Annotated in this window: 15 protein-coding genes, 16 tRNA genes, 1 rRNA gene and 1 pseudogene; 27 read left to right on the top strand and 6 right to left on the bottom strand. The window is 47.4% G+C overall.

Annotation, left to right across the window (positions count from 1 at the left end; all coding sequences use genetic code 11):
• The 24 genes from AC50Y5_RS21015 to AC50Y5_RS20900 all read left to right on the top strand — a co-directional run.
• A 23S ribosomal RNA gene (locus AC50Y5_RS21015) occupies window positions 1–92 on the top strand; the annotation flags it as partial.
• A 79-nt stretch (window positions 93–171) separates the two neighbouring features.
• Window positions 172–247 (top strand) — tRNA-Asn (locus AC50Y5_RS21010).
• Between the two features lie 4 nt (window positions 248–251).
• A tRNA-Ser gene (locus AC50Y5_RS21005) sits at window positions 252–342 on the top strand.
• A 35-nt stretch (window positions 343–377) separates the two neighbouring features.
• Window positions 378–452, top strand: a tRNA-Glu gene (locus AC50Y5_RS21000).
• A gap of 71 nt (window positions 453–523) precedes the next feature.
• Window positions 524–599 (top strand) — tRNA-Val (locus AC50Y5_RS20995).
• Between the two features lie 17 nt (window positions 600–616).
• A tRNA-Met gene (locus AC50Y5_RS20990) sits at window positions 617–693 on the top strand.
• 35 nt (window positions 694–728) lie between these two features.
• Window positions 729–805: transfer RNA gene (locus AC50Y5_RS20985), tRNA-Asp, on the top strand.
• 12 nt (window positions 806–817) lie between these two features.
• Window positions 818–893: transfer RNA gene (locus AC50Y5_RS20980), tRNA-Phe, on the top strand.
• Between the two features lie 33 nt (window positions 894–926).
• Window positions 927–1,002, top strand: a tRNA-Thr gene (locus AC50Y5_RS20975).
• Between the two features lie 5 nt (window positions 1,003–1,007).
• A tRNA-Tyr gene (locus AC50Y5_RS20970) sits at window positions 1,008–1,091 on the top strand.
• Between the two features lie 9 nt (window positions 1,092–1,100).
• A tRNA-Trp gene (locus AC50Y5_RS20965) sits at window positions 1,101–1,174 on the top strand.
• A 24-nt stretch (window positions 1,175–1,198) separates the two neighbouring features.
• A tRNA-His gene (locus tag AC50Y5_RS20960) sits at window positions 1,199–1,274 on the top strand.
• Between the two features lie 31 nt (window positions 1,275–1,305).
• A tRNA-Gln gene (locus tag AC50Y5_RS20955) sits at window positions 1,306–1,380 on the top strand.
• Window positions 1,381–1,387: 7 nt separating this feature from the next.
• Window positions 1,388–1,462, top strand: a tRNA-Gly gene (locus tag AC50Y5_RS20950).
• Window positions 1,463–1,469: 7 nt separating this feature from the next.
• Window positions 1,470–1,543: transfer RNA gene (locus tag AC50Y5_RS20945), tRNA-Cys, on the top strand.
• Window positions 1,544–1,557: 14 nt separating this feature from the next.
• Window positions 1,558–1,634, top strand: a tRNA-Arg gene (locus tag AC50Y5_RS20940).
• A gap of 14 nt (window positions 1,635–1,648) precedes the next feature.
• Window positions 1,649–1,727 (top strand) — tRNA-Leu (locus AC50Y5_RS20935).
• A gap of 185 nt (window positions 1,728–1,912) precedes the next feature.
• Window positions 1,913–2,512, top strand: a complete 600-nt coding sequence (locus AC50Y5_RS20930) for a tyrosine-type recombinase/integrase (protein ID WP_494863501.1) — start codon at window positions 1,913–1,915, stop codon at window positions 2,510–2,512.
• A gap of 426 nt (window positions 2,513–2,938) precedes the next feature.
• Window positions 2,939–3,511, top strand: coding sequence for a DUF4352 domain-containing protein (locus tag AC50Y5_RS20925; RefSeq protein ID WP_494863499.1), 573 nt, complete (start codon window positions 2,939–2,941; stop codon window positions 3,509–3,511).
• A 262-nt stretch (window positions 3,512–3,773) separates the two neighbouring features.
• Complete coding sequence (locus tag AC50Y5_RS20920; RefSeq protein WP_494863497.1) at window positions 3,774–4,700, top strand: hypothetical protein; 927 nt, start codon at window positions 3,774–3,776, stop codon at window positions 4,698–4,700.
• Window positions 4,701–4,917: 217 nt separating this feature from the next.
• Complete coding sequence (locus AC50Y5_RS20915) at window positions 4,918–5,670, top strand: alpha/beta hydrolase fold domain-containing protein (protein WP_494863495.1); 753 nt, start codon at window positions 4,918–4,920, stop codon at window positions 5,668–5,670.
• A gap of 295 nt (window positions 5,671–5,965) precedes the next feature.
• On the top strand, window positions 5,966–6,268 hold the full coding sequence (locus tag AC50Y5_RS20910) for a phasin family protein (RefSeq protein ID WP_056040878.1): 303 nt from the start codon (window positions 5,966–5,968) through the stop codon (window positions 6,266–6,268).
• A 126-nt stretch (window positions 6,269–6,394) separates the two neighbouring features.
• A complete protein-coding gene (locus AC50Y5_RS20905; RefSeq protein ID WP_494863493.1) occupies window positions 6,395–7,957 on the top strand; it encodes an ABC1 kinase family protein in 1,563 nt (520 codons plus the stop codon).
• Between the two features lie 147 nt (window positions 7,958–8,104).
• On the top strand, window positions 8,105–8,782 hold the full coding sequence (locus AC50Y5_RS20900) for an Lrp/AsnC family transcriptional regulator (protein WP_494863491.1): 678 nt from the start codon (window positions 8,105–8,107) through the stop codon (window positions 8,780–8,782).
• A 221-nt stretch (window positions 8,783–9,003) separates the two neighbouring features.
• Here the strand turns inward: AC50Y5_RS20900 and AC50Y5_RS20895 are convergent, their stop codons facing one another.
• The 4 genes from AC50Y5_RS20895 to AC50Y5_RS20880 form a co-directional block, all read right to left on the bottom strand.
• The gene (locus AC50Y5_RS20895; protein WP_056040883.1) at window positions 9,004–9,987 is read right to left on the bottom strand and encodes an aldo/keto reductase; all 984 of its coding nucleotides are present in this window, start codon (window positions 9,985–9,987) and stop codon (window positions 9,004–9,006) included.
• A gap of 112 nt (window positions 9,988–10,099) precedes the next feature.
• A complete protein-coding gene (locus AC50Y5_RS20890; RefSeq protein WP_494863488.1) occupies window positions 10,100–10,771 on the bottom strand; it encodes a nitroreductase family protein in 672 nt (223 codons plus the stop codon).
• An 84-nt stretch (window positions 10,772–10,855) separates the two neighbouring features.
• The gene (locus AC50Y5_RS20885; RefSeq protein ID WP_494863486.1) at window positions 10,856–11,488 is read right to left on the bottom strand and encodes a hypothetical protein; all 633 of its coding nucleotides are present in this window, start codon (window positions 11,486–11,488) and stop codon (window positions 10,856–10,858) included.
• A 54-nt stretch (window positions 11,489–11,542) separates the two neighbouring features.
• On the bottom strand, window positions 11,543–12,376 hold the full coding sequence (locus AC50Y5_RS20880; protein WP_056040889.1) for a helix-turn-helix domain-containing protein: 834 nt from the start codon (window positions 12,374–12,376) through the stop codon (window positions 11,543–11,545).
• Window positions 12,377–12,668: 292 nt separating this feature from the next.
• Between AC50Y5_RS20880 and AC50Y5_RS20875 the strand changes: the two genes are divergently transcribed.
• Window positions 12,669–13,478, top strand: a complete 810-nt coding sequence (locus AC50Y5_RS20875) for a phytanoyl-CoA dioxygenase family protein (RefSeq protein ID WP_494863484.1) — start codon at window positions 12,669–12,671, stop codon at window positions 13,476–13,478.
• Window positions 13,456–14,328: a sugar phosphate isomerase/epimerase family protein gene (locus AC50Y5_RS20870; RefSeq protein ID WP_494863533.1), complete on the top strand. Its 873-nt coding sequence runs from the start codon at window positions 13,456–13,458 to the stop codon at window positions 14,326–14,328. Before AC50Y5_RS20875 ends, AC50Y5_RS20870 begins: the two co-directional genes overlap by 23 nt.
• Window positions 14,329–14,901: 573 nt before the next feature.
• Here the strand turns inward: AC50Y5_RS20870 and AC50Y5_RS20865 are convergent.
• Together AC50Y5_RS20865 and AC50Y5_RS20860 are read right to left on the bottom strand one after the other, a co-directional pair.
• Window positions 14,902–15,549 (bottom strand): annotated as a pseudogene (locus tag AC50Y5_RS20865) (transcriptional regulator).
• A 200-nt stretch (window positions 15,550–15,749) separates the two neighbouring features.
• On the bottom strand, window positions 15,750–16,568 hold the full coding sequence (locus AC50Y5_RS20860) for an arylamine N-acetyltransferase family protein (RefSeq protein WP_494863483.1): 819 nt from the start codon (window positions 16,566–16,568) through the stop codon (window positions 15,750–15,752).
• Window positions 16,569–16,794: 226 nt separating this feature from the next.
• Between AC50Y5_RS20860 and AC50Y5_RS20855 the strand changes: the two genes are divergently transcribed.
• Window positions 16,795–17,694 carry a LysR substrate-binding domain-containing protein gene (locus tag AC50Y5_RS20855; protein WP_494863481.1) on the top strand — a complete coding sequence of 300 codons (900 nt, stop codon included), beginning with the start codon at window positions 16,795–16,797 and terminating at the stop codon, window positions 17,692–17,694.
• Window positions 17,695–17,700 lie beyond the last annotated feature (6 nt).

Raw genomic sequence — 17,700 nt, 5'->3', positions numbered from 1 at the left:
ACCCCTTGAAGACGACGAGGTTGATAGGTTCGGGGTGGAAGCGCAGCAATGCGTGCAGCTGACGAATACTAATCGGTCGAGGGCTTATCCTAATAACACGCTAAAGTTTCAGACTTTGTCTTTCGCATCCAGTTTTCAGGGTAGCAATACCTTGTAAGTAACGTTTTATATTCCCTGATAGCTCAGTTGGTAGAGCACTCGACTGTTAATCGAGTTGTCACAGGTTCGAGTCCTGTTCGGGGAGCCATTATAGAGAGGTGTCCGAGTGGTCGAAGGAGCACGATTGGAAATCGTGTAGGCTCTAACCGGGTCTCGAGGGTTCGAATCCCTTCCTCTCTGCCATATTTACTTAAAGTATGTTGGTAGAATTTTAACATGGCCCGTTGGTCAAGTGGTTAAGACACCTCCCTTTCACGGAGGTAACAGGGGTTCGAGTCCCCTACGGGTCACCAAAAAAACTTTAAAAAAACACTTGCAAAATGCTCGAAAAAGTGGTAAGATATAAAAGTCGCTTAATCAACACGGAGGCTTAGCTCAGCTGGGAGAGCATCTGCCTTACAAGCAGAGGGTCGGGGGTTCGATCCCCTCAGCCTCCACCATATTGCTTTTACGATGACGCGGGGTGGAGCAGCCCGGTAGCTCGTCGGGCTCATAACCCGAAGGCCGCAGGTTCAAATCCTGCCCCCGCAACCAAACTTTACCTTCGGAATGATCCGAGAATATGATGTGGAGCTGTGGTGTAGAGGCCTAACATGCCTGCCTGTCACGCAGGAGACCGCGAGTTCGAATCTCGTCAGCTCCGCCATTTAAAACATCTGGCTCGGTAGCTCAGTCGGTAGAGCAGAGGACTGAAAATCCTCGTGTCGGCGGTTCGATTCCGTCCCGAGCCACCATTAAGATGATTGGTAAACAAAAGTTTGTACCATGCCGTTGTAGCTCAATTGGTAGAGCAACTGACTTGTAATCAGTAGGTTGGGGGTTCAAGTCCTCTCGACGGCACCATTCATGGAGGATTAGCGAAGTGGCTAAACGCGGCAGACTGTAAATCTGTTCCTTCGGGTTCGGTGGTTCGAATCCATCATCCTCCACCAGTTTACCTTAGGGGCATAGTTTAAGGGTAGAACAACGGTCTCCAAAACCGTTGGTGTGGGTTCAATTCCTGCTGCCCCTGCCAATCAAAACTGAACAATATAATATGGCGGTCGTGGCGAAGTGGTTAACGCATCGGTTTGTGGATCCGACATTCGGGGGTTCAATTCCCCTCGTCCGCCCCATTATTGTTCAAACTAAAAAATACTTAATTGTTGGGGATTAGCCAAGCGGTAAGGCAACGGACTTTGACTCCGTCATTCTCAGGTTCGATCCCTGAATCCCCAGCCATTCTTTTGCGGACGTGGCTCAGTGGTAGAGCATCGCCTTGCCAAGGCGAGGGTCGCGAGTTCGAATCTCGTCGTCCGCTCCATCTTTATGGCGCCATAGCCAAGTGGTAAGGCAGAGCTCTGCAAAAGCTCTACCCCCAGTTCGAGTCTGGGTGGCGCCTCCACAATTTCATAGTGTGTGCCCTTAGCTCAGCTGGATAGAGCGTTTGACTACGAATCAAAAGGCCAGGAGTTCGAATCTCTTAGGGCACGCCATTATTCTTTAAAACGCCGGCGTGGCGGAATGGCAGACGCGCGCGACTCAAAATCGTGAGGGAAACCGTGGAGGTTCGAGTCCTCTCGCCGGCATATAAGAAACGAAGGTTTTACGGTGATTTAAACGCTGATTGCGCGCATGTGCAGTCGGCGTTTTTGCGTTTAGTAATGCGCGATAATAAAGCGCGGTGATATGACGCAACGCACACGACTTTAATCGTATTTATCGTAGACTCCAGCGTATCCCTCGACGAATATCGCGACGGAGGAATTACGAAATGGCTAGACGAAAGAACGCGTTAGATCAAACGGACTTGCTGCCGAATCATGCGCCTATATACGCGGTGGACGACTGGGACAGCGCCGTCGATTTATTTTTACGCGACGGGAAGATACGTAATATCAGTAAGCATACAATCGGGTTTTACCGCCAGGAACTCGGCAAATTTAAACGGATACTCGACGAACAAAAAGTGTCTACCGATCCGAATAAGGTTACGGAGGAGATAATTAAAACGAACGTAATCCTATACCTCCTTGACGAAGAGCAGAAAGCGACGTCGATTAACTGTGTGCTGAGAGCTATTCGGACCCTTTTTAATTTCCTTGTGAAAGAAAGCTATCTGCTACGTTCGCCGATGGCCCGCGTAAAGTTGCTGAATCAAAAGAATACAATTATTAAGACGTTTTCAATCGAACAAATACACCGTCTCTTTGCGCAGCCAGACCAGAAGACCTTCGTCGGTGTACGCGACCTTACGGTGATGATGTTGTTTTTGGAGACGGGGATACGCTTAAGGGAATTAGAGGACTTAGTGTTGAGTGATATCCGCTGGAAAGACGGCACCATACTAGTAAACGGTAAAAATAACAAGTAGCGGCTTGTACCTATTCAAGCGCTGATGAAGAAACAACTTTCGAAGTACGTAGCGCTACGAGGCCAACTTGAGCATGATTCACTCTTTGTTACAATAGACAACACTCCGGTAACAAGGCGGCAGGTGCAGGAACAAGTCGCATTCTACGGACGCAGAGCGGGCCTTACAGACGTTCGATGTAGCCCACACACAATTCCGTCACACTTTTGCGAAGATGAGCGTACAGAACGGAGCAGACGTGTTTGCGCTTCAAGCTGTGGGACATGCTACCCTTGATCAAGTACGTACCTATGTTAATTTATTCAGCCGTGAGGTGCATGATAAACACCGTAAATTCAGTCCGATCGAGAAAATGTTTTAATTGGAAAAGCTACGTCCTGCGATAATATACGTATTACCTAAAAAGGAAATCGCAGGGGGACTATTATGCTTGGAGCGTTATTTTTCGCATCAATTATTGTAGGTGTTATTTTTGCAGTCGCATTCATCTTTCCAAAAATCATACCGAAATACACGCGCTGGCAAAAAGGGTTTATCGTATTTGTTTGTATGTTTGTATTTGTGATATCTTACGGAAATTTAAACGAAGGTAGTAAGCCGGAGGTTGTTTCTAAATCAACCGCACCGGTCTACCAGCAACGGCATACGCCCGAAAGTCCCAGCCCTAGCTCGCAGTCTATAATGTTCGCGTCACCGAGTGAAGCGACCGCATCTAGCACGCCAGCTCCTACGCCTAAGCTGCCGAGTGTCGGCGAAAAAGCAACGGTAGGTAAATTCGACGTAACGGTTAGCGGTCTGAAGACGGCGTCTGAATTTGGCGGAGAATCAACGGAGGATCAGTTCGTTATTATAACTGTATCAATTACTAACAACGACAGCGACCCGCGCGACATTAGCGCAAGTATGTTCCAACTATCGGATGCTGACGGTAAGACCTACGGGACGTATGACGGCGTATACGTAAAGGCGAAACGGAAGACCTCGTATACGAAACGGTAAATCCAGGCCTCACACGTAAGCGCGCGGTAGTGTTTGAAACTCCGAAAGACGTAAGTGGTCTGCGCCTCTCTATTGCGGACGGGGTAGCGCTCAAAGCAACGACAACGATCGACTATTCGCTCCAATAACAAATACAAAACAGCGGTCATTCCTTACGGGGAGTGGCCGCTTATTTTTTTTTATTTTACGGAAAGTGTGCGAAAGTGAATCGGCGAACGACTACGTAGGTATAAGACGAAATAACGAAGGAGGTAGCTGCGGTATGCCTAATACGCAGAAAGAGGCGCTATTCCAGTTAATCGATGAAATGATCGACGCGGATATAGACGTTACGAAAATTCGGCAGCATTATACGGAGTTGAAATACGATGCTATCCGGAAAAGGTTCGTACGTACATTCGGAAGCTATCGACAAGGGCTTGTTGAATATGGAATTTACGCTCCTAACGGCGTTCCTACGGAATTAGAGTTAGCGCGATGCTATGAAATTACGGATAACTACAACGTCGTAACAAATAAACATCAGGCGGCGTTTATACGCGATTTGTACGCTTTATCTGAAACGGAATTCGCCCGAATTAGTAGATCGGTTGTAGATGCACTATGGACTGATGCAATTGATGAGATGTATCGCGATCGCTTTCCGTTCGATGGAATTTCCGCTGAAGGATTAGCGCAGCAATTCCCGCATTTACGTTACCACATTATAAGGAAGTACGGAACATTCAAGCAGCTATTATCCGCGTACAAAACGCCGTACGACCGATTCGTTAGCCGGGGACATAGCGGTAAAGCTGCACGAATGGGACTCAACTTCGAGCGGAAGCTATTCGCAGTCCTGGTAGCTATATATGGACGCGAAGCCGTAAACGAAGACTTTCGCCTTAACGGATGCTTGCCGGACTTCGTAGTTAACGGACGAGTATGGGTTGATGCGAAGCTAAGTCGCGAAACAATACGTGACAAGCGTTGCAATACGATCGAGAAATATCGCACACATACGGACTCGCTGCGCATTTATTACGCGAGGGGATCGTTAGAACCGCTTAATGTCTCCGGAGTTCCCGTTCGCCACGTATCTGTACTCTACCCGCTACTTAAACGTGCAGGCAGACGTGACTTAATCGACGGTATGGAGGCGTTCGTAGAGCGCGCACAAGTGGAGTCACTCTATTGGCGCGCCTCATAATCGTTTGCACTATTTGTATACTACGTAATTCCCAGTTCTGACCTTTCGCCTTCCATCACCGCCAAAATCACGCCATATACTTTTCACCGTAGTTTTACCGTGGACTTAGCCGTCCTAACTACGCGAGGCTCCGCTAACACCAATGGACGCTCCGGACGCCTAAATCGCCGTGAAAACACGGTGAAAATGTAGGTGCGCAATTAGCGGCGACAGGACGGTGAGGAATCGGAGGGCGCGGCGGACCATTTGCGGCTCTTATCTCTTATGTTTTAAGCCCACGCGTCCTTCTATATGTTATATCATCCCGTATTCGGATGTCTTTTTATCCGGATGCGGAACGAACTTAATAGGCTTTGTTGTTGCCAGTGTGGAGTACAGGCACTCTCTTGAAGCGAAATTTCCAGCCCAAATTCAGGACGTAAAGACGGCTATCCGATATCTGAAAGCAAATCATGAAAAATATAAGGTTGATATTGAAAGAGTTGCTGTATGGGGAGATTCTTCAGGAGGACTTCTGGCCTCTATGGTTGGTATCAGTGAAGGTGTAAAGGAATTTGAAACGGATTTTTATCAAGACCAGACCAGTGAGGTAAAGGCTGTGGTCAACTTTTATGGTGCTTCTGATATGTTGCAGATGAGCAAGTATCCCAGCAATACAGACCATGACGCGCCGGAATCGCCTGCATCTACACTTATCGGCGCTCCAATCCAGGAAAATAAGGAAAAAGCTCGATTGACTAATCCTATCATTTATATTTCTAAGGATAAGATGTTACCTCCATTTTTGATTATGCATGGCGACAAGGACGATACGGTCCCCTTTAACCAAAGTGTTTTGATCTATGAGGCGTTAAAGGAAACACAACATGACGTAACTTTTTATAAAGTAAAGGGCGCCGGACACGGTAGAGGTTTTTGGACAAAAGAAATCCTGGATATTGTTTATAACTTTTTAAGAGCTCACATATAATATCTCTCATACCCCGAAACTGAATCATGACCTAGTACATGCATGGCCATTCATAGTATCAGTTGCCCATGGCAAGGCAGTTAGCTTGGCTTCATGGGGAGCTGGTATTGATTTGACGATTTATTATTTTAATGGTAATCTGTAGACACAAAAAACCAAAAAACTCGTCTGCAAATAGTTTCACTATAAGTGGCAAAAGCAATTGGGCCTGTGCGGCAGGTTGCCTATTTTTTTGTATAGTTTTTTGGTTTTTTGTGTATTTTATAACCTATAAAAGCAAAGGAGCTGTTTGAAGATGAAAGATACAATAAGCAAAGCTATGTCACTGGCAATGGGGATCGCTGTTACCGGCAAGGAGCAGGTGGAAAAAACGATTGATGAATTGGTGCAGAAAGGACAGGTTAGTAAAGAAGAATCCAAAACCTTAACCCATACACTTGTTCAAAAAGGAGAAGAGCTGCGTGAGCAAATTGAAGCCATGGCGCAGGAACGAGTAAGAGCTATTTTAAGTGAAGGGAAAATAGCTACCCGCGAGGATATCGAGCGAATTGAAAAACGGTTGGATGCACTTGAGCAGAAAGAGCAAAGCGCGGATTGACAGGAGGCTACACGATTGCAGCATGGAAAAAGGATTAGGCAGTTACAGCGTTATCGGACAATTGTTACTGCGATAGCACGAAACGGGCTGGGATACGTATCAGATGGTATCGGAGCCAGGGATAGATTGAGGTTTATACGCAAACCGGAGCAGGAAGAGATACAAACTAGAAGTGTTGGCGAACGCATTCGGACATTGCTGGAGGAATTAGGTCCAACCTTTGTTAAGCTGGGGCAAATTGCAAGCACGCGGCCAGATTTAATTCCGGCAAATATTTTGGTTGAATTGGAACGTTTGCAGGACCATGTGTCTGCATTTCCATATGAGGAAGTAACCCAAATTATTGAAGCGGAGCTTGGTGATACGATTGAAAATTTGTTTCTGAACTTTTCCATTACACCGATTGCAGCGGCCTCTATTGGCCAAGTTCATCGCGCTACGCTGCGGGATGGAGCAGAGGTTGTCGTTAAGGTTCAGCGTCCAGGCATTCAAAAGCTGGTTGAAACAGATTTGAATATATTAGCGGATGTGGCTAAATTGGGTGAAGGTGCTTTTGAATTTGCCCAGCACTATCGATTAATTGAGATTGTTGAGGAACTGAGCAAAGCGCTCCGTCAGGAAATGGACTATACAATGGAGGCGCATAGTGCAGAGAAATTTATTGCCTATAGTAAGAAGCTGCCGTACATTTTTGTACCTTCGGTGCATTGGGAATATTGTACGAAGCGTGTAATGACGACAGACTATGTAAACGGAGTGAAGCTTTCGGATCGGCAGCAGCTTAAACGAATGGGATTAGACAATAAACGGCTTGCGGATCGGCTGGCAACGGCGATTTTTCATCAGGTTCTAGTCGATGGCTTCTTCCATGGAGATCCGCATCCTGGCAATGTCATGGCACTTCCTGACGGCCGACTGGCCCTGATTGATTTTGGAATGGTAGGGCGGCTATCTCCCGGTACAAAAAAGCATTTTGCTTCGCTTGTAATCGCCCTGCGCAATCAAAGCTCTAAAGGTGTCATTCGAGCCATTTCGTATATGGGAGTTATTCCGGATGAGGTGAATCAGAGTAAATTATATGCCGATGTGGATGAAATGAGGGAGAAGTATTATCAGGTGCCGCTCAATCAGATAAGCCTTGGAACAGCTATTGGAGATTTATTTATGGTTGCCAACCGGCATCATATTCGGATTCCATCGGAATTAACGCTGCTCGGAAAATCCTTGCTAACGATGGAAGGGGTGGCAGTTGCGCTCGATCCGGAAATTAAAATTTTTGATATTGCTGAGCCATACGGAAAAAAACTATTTGTAGAGCAATTGGACCCAAGGGAGATATGGAGAGGGCTTCTGGAAGAAGCACCAGATTATTTTAAGCTGATCAGCGACATTCCGGTCACTTTGAAACAGCTTTCTCTCGTCGTACGGAAGGGAAAACTACGGATGGAAGTGGAATCACCTCAGCTCGACACGCTCATGAAAAAAATGGATCGGATCAGCAACCAGCTGTCTTTCAGTATTGTCTTGCTTGCGCTTAGTTTAGTGATGGTTGGCTTAATTGTCGGTGCAGCCTTAAACCACTCCCAAACGCTGTTTTGGGGACTGCCTATTATAGAAATCGGCTTCGGTGTTACCTTGGCCATGTTTATTTGGCTGATCTATGCGATTATCCGTTCTGGGCGTTTCTGACAACAGGATGATCCAAATAACGGCAAGCTGTTGCCTTGGAACGCTTGTTGACGGAACTGAGAGGGGATGTTAACATTAAGCCGCAAACCAGCCAAAGGTAGACAGACAAGAGGCAACCAGCTGCTGGCTGAAAATAGGGGTGGATTTATGGGGCTTACGAAACGCCGATTACAATTTCTAGACCAGCTCATGGAATTGTATAAAAGCACTTCATTACCGATACATTATGAGACGTTAGCAAAAGCCCTAGGCGTAAGCAAATGGACAGCCTATGACATGCTGAAGGAAATAGAGAAGATGGGTTTTGTATCGCGCAGCTATGAGGTAAATGAAAAAGAAACAGGAAGGTCACAGGTTGTGTTTGCACCGACAGTCAAGGCGGCGGAGCTTTTTCACCAGGAGCGTTCTGACTTAGTTAATCCTGGAGACTGGGAGGCAACTGCAAGTACGATTAAGCAATTGCTCAGCGGCAAGAATCATATGAACATCAATGAGCTGCTTAGAAAAATATTGGATGGCATTCCTAACAAAGCGACCCATATTGAATTTTGCGGCTACATTATTGGGCTGCTGCTCGCCTATTTAAAGAAACTTGGAGGCAAGTCGGAGAGTGTCATTCGACTGCTTGTTAATAAAACGCCGAATGACCATTCCGGGCTGCTCGTATTTGTTGGAACGGTTCTGGGTACGGTTATCCAAACCGTTCAAGAGGAGCTGGGTAAAGAGATTACGGAGCTGGTGTCGGAGTTCGTAAATATGATCCAGAATCTCTCTAATAAAGAACAAAAGTTATTGTCCGAGTTCGTCAAGGAGGCACTGGCTTAATGCAAACAGCTGCATAATTGTTCGAGAGCTACGGCGACGATATTTCGATACTAATTTTAAAACAGCCATTATCCCCTGAACTCAGAAATGCCGCATGATGCGGAGCAATATGGCGTGATAAAGTGCCATACTGCCCGCATCATGCGGCGTTTGCTGGGCTATTTTTGCATAGAAGGTAACTGGGGCTATAAAGAATGGAGCAGCTAATAACCAAGCTGACGTCAGCTTAGACCGCCCATAACGGGATGGGGAACGTAAGGCTCCTCCAAGGCGGCGATTTCCTCAGCTGTTAATTTAACATCCAGGGCAGCTACAGCATCCGTCAAATGATGGGGCTTCGTTGCACCGACGATTGGAGCGGTAATCGAGTCTTTTTGCAGCACCCAGGCAAGCGCGACCTGCGCTCTAGGGATTTCACGTTTGCCAGCGATTTCAGCTACTTTATCTACGATTTTCCGATCGGCTTCTGCGGTTTGGACATACAAGGTTTTGCCGAACTCATCTGTCCTTGAGCGTTCGCTCTCTTGCTCCCAATCACGGGTCAGGCGGCCGCGGGCAAGCGGGCTCCAAGGAATGACACCGATACCGTCCGCTTTGCAAAGGGGAAGCATTTCCCGTTCCTCTTCGCGGTAAAGCAGATTGACATAGTTTTGCATCGAGACGAAGCGGGTCCAGCCGTTCCGCTCCGCAGCCTGCTGCATTTTCATAAACTGCCAGGCATACATGGAGGACGCGCCGATATAGCGGGCTTTTCCGGCCTTTACAATATCGTGGAGCGCTTCCATCGTTTCTTCAATCGGCGTACCATTGTCAAAGCGATGGATTTGATACAAATCGATATAGTTGGTGCCAAGCCGCCTCAAGCTGTGATCAACCTCCGCCATAATGGCTTTGCGCGAGAGGCCTGCGCCATTAGCGCCGGGGCGCATCCGGCCGTGAACCTTGGTTGCGATTACGACGTCGTCGCGGCTCGCGAAATCTTTTAACGCCCGGCCGACGATTTCCTCGCTTGTCCCATCTGAATAAACGTTTGCTGTATCAAAAAAATTAAAGCCCAGCTCAAGCGCCTGCTTAATATACGTTCTGCTCGCATCCTCACCTAACGACCAAGGATGCGTCCCGCGATCAGGAGCCCCATAGGTCATACAGCCAAGCGCAAGCCGTGATATTTCAAGGCCTGTTCGTCCTAGTTTCGTATATTCCATGTTCCATTAAGCCCCTTTCGAATTAGGAAATCGCTCGATTTGAAAAAAAACCATTTTCCATAAGAGGCGTCGCTAGGCAGCTCTAGTGGAAAACGGTCTTTTGCTAATTGATTTAGAAATGATTCCAATGTGTAACGTCATTAACATCCAGACGGGTAGTCGGGTGACCAGCCTCTGATGCTTTGCCAAGGGCAATCAGCATGACATTCGTATATTGGTCAGGCACATTCATCAGCTCACGGAATTTCGCTACGTCGTAACCAGCCATCGGTACGGTATCGAAGCCTTTGGCACGCGCAGCCAGCATCAGCTGCATCGACACAAGTCCGCCGTCAACGAGTACAGAGGAGAGCAGACGTTCAGCAGGAGCATTAGAATAGAAGCCTGTCATATTTGTTCTGAGCTTGTCGGCAGCTTCACGAGTCATATAGCCAGCTTCAATTGATTTTTCATAGATGCGCTCGGCATGCTTATAAAACTCCAAATCGGCCATAACGGCAATGACCGCAGAAGAAGTTACAATTTGCTCTTGGTTGAAGGCAATAGGAAGCAGCTTTTGCTTCGTTTCCTGATCCGTAATAACTAGAAAACGCCAAGGCTGCAGGTTGCTTCCGGATGGCGCAAGAACCGCGTCAGCGATAATATCGTGAATTTCTTCCTGCGTCATTTTAACAGTTGGATCGTATTTGCGAACCGAACGGCGCTCGCGGATAACCGTGCTGAATGAACTTTCGGAATTAGACAAGGGTGACACTCCTCTTCGCAGATCAAATGCGTTCACCATTCGGCATGAAGCTGCCAAAAGAGAACGATGAACTGTACTATTTTTATGTACAGTATAATTGTCGGCAGAGCCGATTGTCAATTGTTATTCCAAACCGTTCTCTTCACGGATTTTGTACAGGCCATGAACGAGCGGATCTGCTGGATCACGATTCATTAAATGAAGCGTGAGCAAGTAGGCGAAAGGCATCGCACATACATTGTTGCCATCTGTAATTGCAGGGAATCCGGCTTCGATAACCGGGCCAATTTGCTCATTCATGTCCAAATCGACATAAACCTGCTCAGGACTAAATTCTTCCCGAACCGACTTCGCGCAATGCGGCACGATATATTCATCGATCAGCTTCTTGGCTTCGTCTTCGGACTGAGGAGGTGTCTGAAGCGGCTTGCTGATACCGCTGTCAATCATATCGATATAGAAGGAAGCGAGCCATTGGCTTGCCCTCTCAGCATCCTTATGCTTTTCAAGCAGTTCATTAATGAAAAAGCCGCAAGCATATTCCTTATCGGTATCCGCTTCTTTCAAGCGGTAGGCAAACAGGGGCCCGTAGTTGGGATTGTTAGTAATCTGTCCCTCAACCTGATAGGTTTCAAACTCGGCTTGAAGCATTTGGAGCGTGCGAGCATATACCGCCAAAATAATTTGTTTCGCTTCTTGCTCTTGTGGGTTCTCGCTTTGTTGTTCCTCTTCGCTTACTTCGTTTTCCGTGGTCATAGTTGACCTCCTTCCCTGTTCCTATTTTACCATTTCTAAGAGTTTGGTTTCCACTTATTGTTGTGCCAAATGATCAGGCGTTTGTTTCCAGTTGCGGTAAGCGCGTGGGGAAATGCCATAAACCTTGCTAAATTGCACCGCAAAGTGATTATAATTTTGGTAGCCTACGTCAAAAGCGATTTCAGAAGCGCTCCGCTTCGTATGCTCCAGCAGCAGGGCAGCTTGGCGAACACGCATCCGGTTATGCATATCGATGATCGAATAGCCGGTTGAAGCCTTGAATAGATGGGACAATCTGGACGGAGAAAGCCCAATCGTATGAGCCAGCTCTCCAATAGAAAGCGGCTGAGTCATATGAACGGCGAGCAAATGCATCGCTTCTTCAATACGGGCATCCGCCGTACTGTTCATCTGCTGGGCCAGCAGCAGCAAAATTTCGCGCAGCGCATTTTCGCATAATGATTCGCCATACAGGCTGCTTGCCAGCGAGTCGGTCAATATCCGCCGAAAAGCCCGATAAATTCGCTTGCCCGCTGAGGGCTGGCGAATTGGACAGGAAATCAGATCGGTGGCGGGGAGCAGACCCGTTTCAGCTATCACATCGGGAAAATGAACCCACACAAACTGCCACGTTTTGCCCGCCGCTGTTCCATATTCATGCATGCAGCCTGGCCGAATGAGCGTCAGCTCGCCCGGCAAGCAGCGCTGGCGCGAAGCAGCGGTCAGTGCAAAGCCTTCGCCTTGCAGCGTATAAAACATAAGCCAGTCGCTTCTGCCGTGTGGCCGCACCGTATGATAATGATCGTTTTCCGAAAAATGGCCTGCAAAAATAACGGACTGCTCGGCAGCGTCCTTGCTCTGGCGTCTGTCCCAATCGTTTCGCTTCATGGCGGCTCCATCCTTTCCAAAACAGCCTTGCAGAATACAATTAGTTTACCTTTTTGCTGTCGTCTTGGCTATTGCTCTGAAAACCAGCTAGTAGAGCGCAAATGAAGCGGAGGAAAAAAAGGGCATATACGCTGTTATTTTTAAAATAGCATAATTGATGTAGTTTTCAGTATGATTGTTGATTCCTTCATATAGCGCTCTCGCCCTATACTTGATTTATCAAGCAGCACCCATTAAACCTTAAAAATCAGGCACGCCACAGTGCCGCTATGTGAAAAAGGAGCGAGGCCTTATGACATTTGGTGCCCTGACATTAACGGCTGAACAGCTGGAGCAATACCGTCGTGACGGGTATGTAATCGTCAAAAATTTATTCAGCGAGCAGGAGCTTGCCGAAATCGATTCAACCTTTGAAGAGATTAGCAAGCAGAGCGTTCCCGGTTATTTTGAGCCTGATCTGAGCGAGGAGGTGACCGATCCGCTGAAGCGTTATCCTCGGGTCATGCATCCCCACCGCTTCAATGAGACGGCAAAGCGCTATATGCTGCACCAGCCGGTGATGGATGTGTTGAGGGATTTATATGAAGAGGAGCCTATCGCCGCGCAAAGCATGTTCTACTATAAACCGCCGGGCTCGCGGGGGCAGGCGCTGCATCAGGATAATTTTTATTTGAAGGTGGAGCCGGGCAATTGTATTGCGGCATGGACGGCGATTGATGCGGCGGATGAGGAAAATGGCGGCATGCTCGTCGTGCCGAAGACGCATGATTATGAGCTGTCCTGCCCGGAGGAGGCGGATGTGACGGAGTCATTTACAAGGCATTTTGTAAAACCGCCGAAGGATAATAAGCCGGTTCCAGCAAGGATGGAGCGGGGAGATACATTATTTTTTAACGGCAATCTTATTCATGGGTCGTACCGCAACAAAACGAAGGATCGGTTCCGTCGCGCCTTTATATGCCATTATGCGAATGAATCTGCGACGCATATTAGCCATTTTTACCGCCCGCTGTATCGTGCGGATGGCAGCATGATCGATCGGGAGAACAATCCGGACGGGGGGCCGTGCGGCATTGAATATGAAGCCAATTACCCGCATTGACCGGAAGCTCAGCGTTCAGATGTCCTGGTGGGGCATGGAGCAGGTGCCTGATTTTGCTGCCGATACGACAGCGGAGAAAATAAGGCGCATTGCAGGCGCCGGATTCGACGGCCTTAATGGTTTTATTCCAGATCAGGAGCAGGAAGCGGAGTGGAAGGAGCTACTGGCGCAGCATCAGCTTGAGCTGAGTGTTAATGCGTATCCTGCAAGCGCAGCGGATATGGAAAGCTTTTTGGAAAAAGCGGTGCGCTTTGGCGGCATTTCTTTCATTAACGCACAGGTCATGACGCCATTCGTAACGGGAATAGAAGCCGAAAGCTTACTTGGCGCGATTAAGGAGCTGTCCCGTCAAGCGGGTATTCCGGTTTATGTCGAGACCCATCGGGGAACGATTACGCAGGATTTAATTCGGACTGCCCGCTATGTGCGAGATTTGGGGCAGCTGGATCTGACGATTGATTTTTCCCATTATGTGCTGGCTGGCGAAATGCGGAGCGTTCGGCCTGAGGCCGAGGAGCTGCTCCAGCAACTGCTCGTGCATACAAGCAGTATTCATGCCCGTATCTCGAATGGGGAGCAAATCCAAATCGGCATGGAGCATGAAGAGGCGAAGGTGATGCTGCCGCTTTTTGAGCGCTGGTGGCGCAAAGGGATGGAACAATGGCTCCTGCGTTCGCAGCCAGGGGACAGCTTTCCATTCGTCTGCGAGCTGGGGCCGCCGCCTTATGCGATGACCCGTCACACAGGTGAGGGTACAGGCGAGAGGACAACGGCTGAGCTAAGCGACCGCTGGCGTGAATCGCTGCTGTATGCCGAACGGGCGCGCAGGCTGTGGAATTCCTTAGATTGAGTCTAGGGTGCAGCGTGTTGCTGCAGCAATATAGTGAAAAAGCGTTGGTACAAGTAGAAATACCTGCTGTACTGACGCTTTTTGTATGCTGTTTTTTTACCTTATTGTTAATGATGAAGAAGTTGAATCATATGTTTGCTTGTGAAGTGCACCGATAGAATAAACAGCAGAGAACCCATTGCCTACTTTTCGAGAAATATCCTACATGGATAGATTGGTTTCCAAAGGCGGCTTGTTGGGTTCAGCGATGCTCAACTGTCTAATATGCTCAAGGTGCAGGTAGAGGTAGAGGTAGAGGTTGTTGTTTCGAATAACAATCCTCCTACGGTAAAATGAATCATTCTGATTTTGGTTCGAGGACTGTAGATCCGCTATTTCTGCGATTTTATTCATTTGGGCGCGTATGCGGACAGGAATGCCGTTATTGCCTGAATAATCAAGTAAATACTAGCAATTTGCAGCTATTAACTGCTCCTGAGTCCGCGAGCACCTTAATAAACCGTTGATTTTAACAAATAGCGGCTCCTGAGTCCGCCAAATTCAGGATGATACCTCGTCCTGCTTATTTTTTAATTAAAAGCGAAGCTTGTAAGTACGGGCGCGCAGTTGGCCGCTTGCTATGTCCATTATTTGAAGCTTAACTAGTTCATGCAAGATACGTCTGGCCTGTCGGTCACTTACCCTAAGATGGCTGGCGAGCTCCAAAGGGGATATTGGACGCAAAAGGCGGCGAGCAAACCGAACGGTTTCAGCTTCAAGCCAGGATAATGTCGAAGGTACGTCGGAGGCAATAAATTTCCCGATAAAAGCTAGAACGAGCTGTTGGCACTATTTTGGCTCATCTACGATTGAAGGATAAGCAATGGGAAGAAACGTCCACCCATCCAGTGACAGCAGGCAATGGCGGCGACATAAATCCTTGAAGCGTCTTACATCAAGATCTCTAGCATGGGGGCCATACCCTTGGATTTCTATTCCGCCTTTTGCACCACCGGGCATATAGGCAAGATCCAGATAACGGTAGCCATTGCTGAAATCACGCACCTCCCACTCAGGATGCAAGTGATTAAAATGACCGACAGCGGGAAACCACACGTGCCGAAGGAACTCTTGCGTACCATGACCGAGCCCTTTATGAAGAAGCTCCAGCCTGCGAGGGTTGGTTTCATTTTCAAGATTATCCTTCATCCAATCCAGATATTGCTGCTCAAAACGCGGCATGGTGTTTTTCCTCCTTTTTGCTTGAATTAGATTTGTCTATTTGTAACTCTCCGCATTAAAAACAAAAGCCGCCTCCATACAGACCATCCCAATTACTCAATCAGGATGTTCAATGTATGGAAGCGGCGTGTTCTTCACGGCCTATATGCTATTATTATATCGTGAGCCTTTCAAATGAACAATCCATCATTTTTCCTCAATCACCGTTTCTCCAAGCTCGGGCCATAACCGCTTCCTTTGCTCGACATTCCAAAATGCTGCTTCAGCAGCCTTTCGTAGTCCCCCATATCGATCTGCTCTTTTGTTAAAACGCCGTCCTTCCATTGTGTTAAAGAAGTATCGGTCAAAGTTACGCTTCCATCATCTGTTATTTGTGTGATCAATGGATGCTTATTAAATCGGGATTCTGGATGTTCGTATACAATATGGCGGATGGCATTACATTCCGTTAAGTCAGTCAGCTGCTTTTGAGAATCGAAGGCATAGCCGACTTTCCAATCGGTATCCTTATGCTTCAGCTTCATTTCAAGAAGGTAGTCTCCATGCTCGCTATCTTCTTTTTTTATGCGAAATTGGCCATTGCTCGACGTGATCGTTTCACCTGTTAAAGGAACAGGCTTTAACGGCAAATTTCCTCCAAATCCCGAATCTAAAAGATAGGTTTGCTCCTCATGAGTAAGCAGAGTCGTTAAATGCGTCCTTCCCAGCGTGAAATACGCTTGCGTATCATGATTGTAGACAACCCCGCGCGTCAAAACAGCGTCAAATCCATTTTCGATCAAAAAAAGATAAAGCAGCGCATTTATTTCGTAGCAAAGCCCGCCTTCTTGATCCTTTAGAATTTTTTGAATGACATATTCTTTCGTTATAACAGCGCTGCTTTTTCTAATTATATTTAAATTTTCAAAAGGTACGGTTTTTGCCAATCTCTCAAGCACGTAGGCTAAGCGATCGAAAGGAATAACCTCGCTTTCTGGAATCCCTACTTTTTTGCGAAATAAAGCGTTCAGTTCGTTCATCGTCCGCGCCTCCAAAAGATTTCTCAAGCCGCAGCGCAGCTTGGAAAGGTGGGAATAGGCTCACGAGCCTTAATCCGTTATTTAAAGGATAAACCGAAATCGCGGCCTGAACAATGTGGAATGCTGCAAACTGTATGGATACAGTTTTTTCGGGATTCGCATTGGGCCAGAAATGTCCTTATACTTATAGGTTAATAGATGAGTTAGAGCAGGGGAGGGAAAGCCAGTGGATATTCGTAAGCTGCAATACTTTATTGCTGTGGCGGAGGAGCTTCATTTCAGCCGTGCCGCACAAAAGTTGAATATGACGCAGCCGCCCCTAAGCCAGCAAATGAAGGAGCTGGAAGAGGGAATTGGCGTAAAGCTGCTGGAACGCGACAAGAGGCAAGTTCGGCTTACGCCAGCGGGAGCCGTTTTTTTAGAGGAATCCAAAATGATATTAGCCCAATTGGAGCAATCCATTAAAACGACTCAGTTAACCAGCCAAGGCATTATCGGACAACTGGTCATTGGCTTTGTGGATTCAGCGGCAGGTGAGAGCTTGGTACATATTTTGAAAGCGTTCAGGAACCAATATCCGAGAATCAAGCTTACTTTATGCGAAATGACGTCTGCTGAGCAATGGCTGGCACTGCGTGACGGAACGATTCATATCGGGTTTCTGCGTTTTATCGAACCGGCTCAGCATATTAGCTATCGTACGCTAGCAAGCGAGTCGCTTGTTGCCGTATTGCCTGAAGAGCATCCATTAGCGAAGCTTACGGAAATTTCTATCCATGATTTAGAATCAGAGCCGTTTATATTGTTTCCGCGAAAGCTCGGCGCCTCTTTTCATGATCTCATTACAGGCTTTTGTGCGAAGCACGGCATTTATCCAAACGTCGTACAGGAAGCGACCCAGATGTATACAATCGTCAATTTGGTGGCTGCGAATTTAGGCGTTTCTATCGTTCCGTCTTCTGTAGCTGTCTTTCAGCGCAGCGGCGTCGTCTATCGTCCTTTTAAAGAAAGTGTCCCGCCAGTTCCCCTCTATACCGCTTGGAGAACCGACGTGAACAAGGCTGCCTTATCGGCCTTTCATCGGACAATGGAAGAAGTGGCCCCGATAGAAACTGAATCCATGTAAGTGAAG

It is taken from the genome of Paenibacillus sp. JT22N7 (genome assembly GCF_059383875.1).
This window is presented reverse-complemented; position numbering and strand designations above follow the sequence as displayed.

Bases quoted from the DNA above. Each gene is read 5' to 3' on its own strand.
- AC50Y5_RS20880 (WP_056040889.1), bottom strand. From the start codon at position 12,376: ATGAAGCGAAACGATTGGGACAGACGCCAGAGCAAGGACGCTGCCGAG.
- AC50Y5_RS20860 (WP_494863483.1), bottom strand. From the start codon at position 16,568: ATGAACGAACTGAACGCTTTATTTCGCAAAAAAGTAGGGATTCCAGAA.
- AC50Y5_RS20885 (WP_494863486.1), bottom strand. From the start codon at position 11,488: ATGACCACGGAAAACGAAGTAAGCGAAGAGGAACAACAAAGCGAGAAC.
- AC50Y5_RS20900 (WP_494863491.1), top strand. From the start codon at position 8,105: ATGGGGCTTACGAAACGCCGATTACAATTTCTAGACCAGCTCATGGAA.
- AC50Y5_RS20925 (WP_494863499.1), top strand. From the start codon at position 2,939: ATGCTTGGAGCGTTATTTTTCGCATCAATTATTGTAGGTGTTATTTTT.
- AC50Y5_RS20890 (WP_494863488.1), bottom strand. From the start codon at position 10,771: ATGGTGAACGCATTTGATCTGCGAAGAGGAGTGTCACCCTTGTCTAAT.
- AC50Y5_RS20920 (WP_494863497.1), top strand. From the start codon at position 3,774: ATGCCTAATACGCAGAAAGAGGCGCTATTCCAGTTAATCGATGAAATG.
- AC50Y5_RS20870 (WP_494863533.1), top strand. From the start codon at position 13,456: ATGAAGCCAATTACCCGCATTGACCGGAAGCTCAGCGTTCAGATGTCC.
- AC50Y5_RS20875 (WP_494863484.1), top strand. From the start codon at position 12,669: ATGACATTTGGTGCCCTGACATTAACGGCTGAACAGCTGGAGCAATAC.
- AC50Y5_RS20930 (WP_494863501.1), top strand. From the start codon at position 1,913: ATGGCTAGACGAAAGAACGCGTTAGATCAAACGGACTTGCTGCCGAAT.
- AC50Y5_RS20910 (WP_056040878.1), top strand. From the start codon at position 5,966: ATGAAAGATACAATAAGCAAAGCTATGTCACTGGCAATGGGGATCGCT.
- AC50Y5_RS20895 (WP_056040883.1), bottom strand. From the start codon at position 9,987: ATGGAATATACGAAACTAGGACGAACAGGCCTTGAAATATCACGGCTT.